The following is a 2,709-nucleotide window of genomic DNA, read 5'->3' on the forward strand; positions in this document are numbered from 1 at the left end:
GCAGTACCTGGATGTCGAGACCGGACTGCATTACAACCGGTACCGGTACTATGATCCGCAGGTGGGGCGGTTTGTTTCGGCGGATCCGATTGGGTATGCCGGGGGGTTGAATCTTTATGCCTATGCGCCGAATCCGATTGCATGGACAGATCCATTGGGCCTCGCAGCTAATAGGGGGCGAATTCAAGCACAAGGGAGAAAACTTGAGGAGTCGGTGAGCTGGAATCAAGAAACCCCGCTCTCAGCAGCGGATGCTAAAAGCAAAATCAATGAATTGAAACGAAAGCTTTCTAAACAAGAGCTATCTCAACGCGAGGAAGCTTTTAACCAAGCAGAGCGCTGGATCGATAACATATGCAAATGCGGAGGACTTGACGCAGACAAGCGCAAAACATTCATGGTTAGCGGAACCCGCCAAGAGCGCGTAGACATTGAAATCAGAGCAGGACGAGCATTCACGGACAAATAAATGTTTAAAGACTACTTAAGCAACCCAGAAACATACGACAGACTTGAAGAGCACCTTATCAATACTTTCAAGAACTCATTAGCAAAGGAAGCAATACAATCAGAAAAATTCTTAACACCACACTATATAGACATATGCGTTGACGGCACGCGTTTACGGGATGCAAACCCAATATTTTCGGTGCGCAATACCGACACCGGAAACATTTTACGAATAGTAATTTCAGAGGGCGTAAAGGGATACTCAGCAATTCACAACGACATTGAGGGCTTTGACGAACTTTGTTTAGTAATACAACTCCGCAACTTAGGTCGTGCAATCAAAGAAACCATCAAATGGGCTAAATCCCAATCGAAATAATCTAACAACCAATACAATAGAGATAATAACGTCCATCCAAAGGACTGTGCGACCTGCCGCGCAATACTTGCCTACTGCGCAGGCAAATTTAATCAACTAAGCCATCTGGCGCAACAACATGCCCCTCAACGGAAAGACACGGACATTTACGGAGATTTTATGGGCAAATATAAAGGAGAGACCGACAAACCCATGAACATGATGCGATGCCGAGAAGCGAAAGGCGGATAGATGATTAGTAATGCTGACGAATTTAAAAAATATGTGGAAAGCGACGACGATGAAGAGTTTTCAAAGTCAAGAGATTCCGCGCCAGATGAAGTATGGCTAGAAGTTATAAATAAATACCCAGAGCTATGCTCCCATGTAGCATCTAACAAGACAATATCAGCGTTAATCCTAGAGCAACTATCTTTAAATGAATCGGATGCGATTCGCTGGGATATCGCGATGAAACGGCGTATAAACAGGGAAACATTCGAGCGCCTAGCAAAAGACCCTGAGCCGAGTATCAGAGAAAGAATCGCGTGCAACCCAAAGGTGCCAAGGGATATTTTAGAGAAACTCTGCAAAGACCCAGACCCAATAGTTTTCAACGCAGCTAATGAAAAATTGAATTTAAAAAAATCCGAACTATGACTTTGACTAACCAGTGAATGCACCGAAACAATATGCGCATACTAAGCACGAGAAATCATCGCACTTATAATTGAATTTATATACCAGATCTCCATATAGCGGAAGACGATCACTTGATGAACATCGCGGCTTCCAATTGGAACACGATGACAGGCATAAAGCGCACATCAACGCTTTTGATGGCAAAAAGCGAGGTAGAACGATCTGCTTTGAAGCCTCCCCGAAAACAGTGGCAAGAATAATCAGGAGATTCAATCGATGAGTTTTACCAGCGAATGCATCAGTTTTATCACTAATAATTCATGCACTAACGATGACGAAAATGAAGTAATAGCTCTACTCAGCAAAGCTCTCCCAGTAAGTTCATCCGCCATTCATTGGAGCCGCATCCTCAAAAAAGAAGAGTTCGGCAAAATCCAGCGAGACAAACTAGCAATTGAGATAAACAAAATATTCACCTGCATGAAACTAACTCCAGACGAAAAATTATTCATCATAAATATTGACGATGCATTCCCAGCATTTAGAGCAAGCCTACGGGAGTGGCTTGATTTTATAGATGAGCTTGACTTCACCAATACAATATTTGTATCGGAAAATAGAAAAACTGTCATACACTGGGATTTTTACATGGAATTGCACGCAACAAACATATAACCAAGGCATCACGCTTCATCAGAGGGCACTTAGCACTCCCCGAGAAAACCAAGTAAATCAACTAACGCACCAGGAGAAAACACCAAATACTAACTAACAAATCGACATTCGAAATATTTGACAGCACCCATCTCTCATTGGCAGAACAACAACTGAACCAGAATTACAGATCTGCGGAACGTTTTTACCAACACAATATTTTAAGAAACACGAAAATCTCTTCATAAGTCTAGAGCACGCAGCAAACCATATCCTCCTGACTCATGCAGATCAACTTGAAAAGCAAATTGCCTCGCTAAATTTTTGCGCCACAACAGATACAAATCCAGAGAACAAACTCACCATCAAAGACCTGCAAATAAACGAAGGCTGGATAACTTTCCAAATAGTCAAATAAATCTCAAATTTATCCTTAACACGGTGGAGAGAGGTTAATCCATCCTGACACCAAAGTAGCGCTCTTTAATAATTTAGCTCAACCGCGTGCAAGGAAACGGCCTGCAAGCAACGCCAGCAATGGACGGCCAACGGCTACCTGCACACACAAAGCCTCACCCAGCCCGGCAGCAACGACTAGCTGCGCC

4 protein-coding genes are annotated in these 2,709 nt (G+C 43.2%); all 4 read left to right on the forward strand.

The annotated features are described in order from the left end of the window. Positions 1-469: RHS repeat-associated core domain-containing protein (locus HU737_RS26055; RefSeq protein ID WP_217838551.1), on the forward strand; the 469-nt coding region annotated here is incomplete at its 5' end. After that, the gene (locus HU737_RS26060) at positions 470-829 is read left to right on the forward strand and encodes a hypothetical protein (RefSeq protein ID WP_186557512.1); all 360 of its coding nucleotides are present in this window, start codon (positions 470-472) and stop codon (positions 827-829) included. Between the two features lie 231 nt (positions 830-1,060). Next, the gene (locus HU737_RS26065) at positions 1,061-1,468 is read left to right on the forward strand and encodes a hypothetical protein (RefSeq protein ID WP_186557514.1); all 408 of its coding nucleotides are present in this window, start codon (positions 1,061-1,063) and stop codon (positions 1,466-1,468) included. Between the two features lie 258 nt (positions 1,469-1,726). Then, positions 1,727-2,125 carry a hypothetical protein gene (locus tag HU737_RS26070; protein WP_186557515.1) on the forward strand — a complete coding sequence of 133 codons (399 nt, stop codon included), beginning with the start codon at positions 1,727-1,729 and terminating at the stop codon, positions 2,123-2,125. Positions 2,126-2,709 lie beyond the last annotated feature (584 nt).

This window comes from Pseudomonas urmiensis (assembly GCF_014268815.2).
In the GTDB taxonomy this organism is placed as follows: domain Bacteria; phylum Pseudomonadota; class Gammaproteobacteria; order Pseudomonadales; family Pseudomonadaceae; genus Aquipseudomonas; species Aquipseudomonas urmiensis.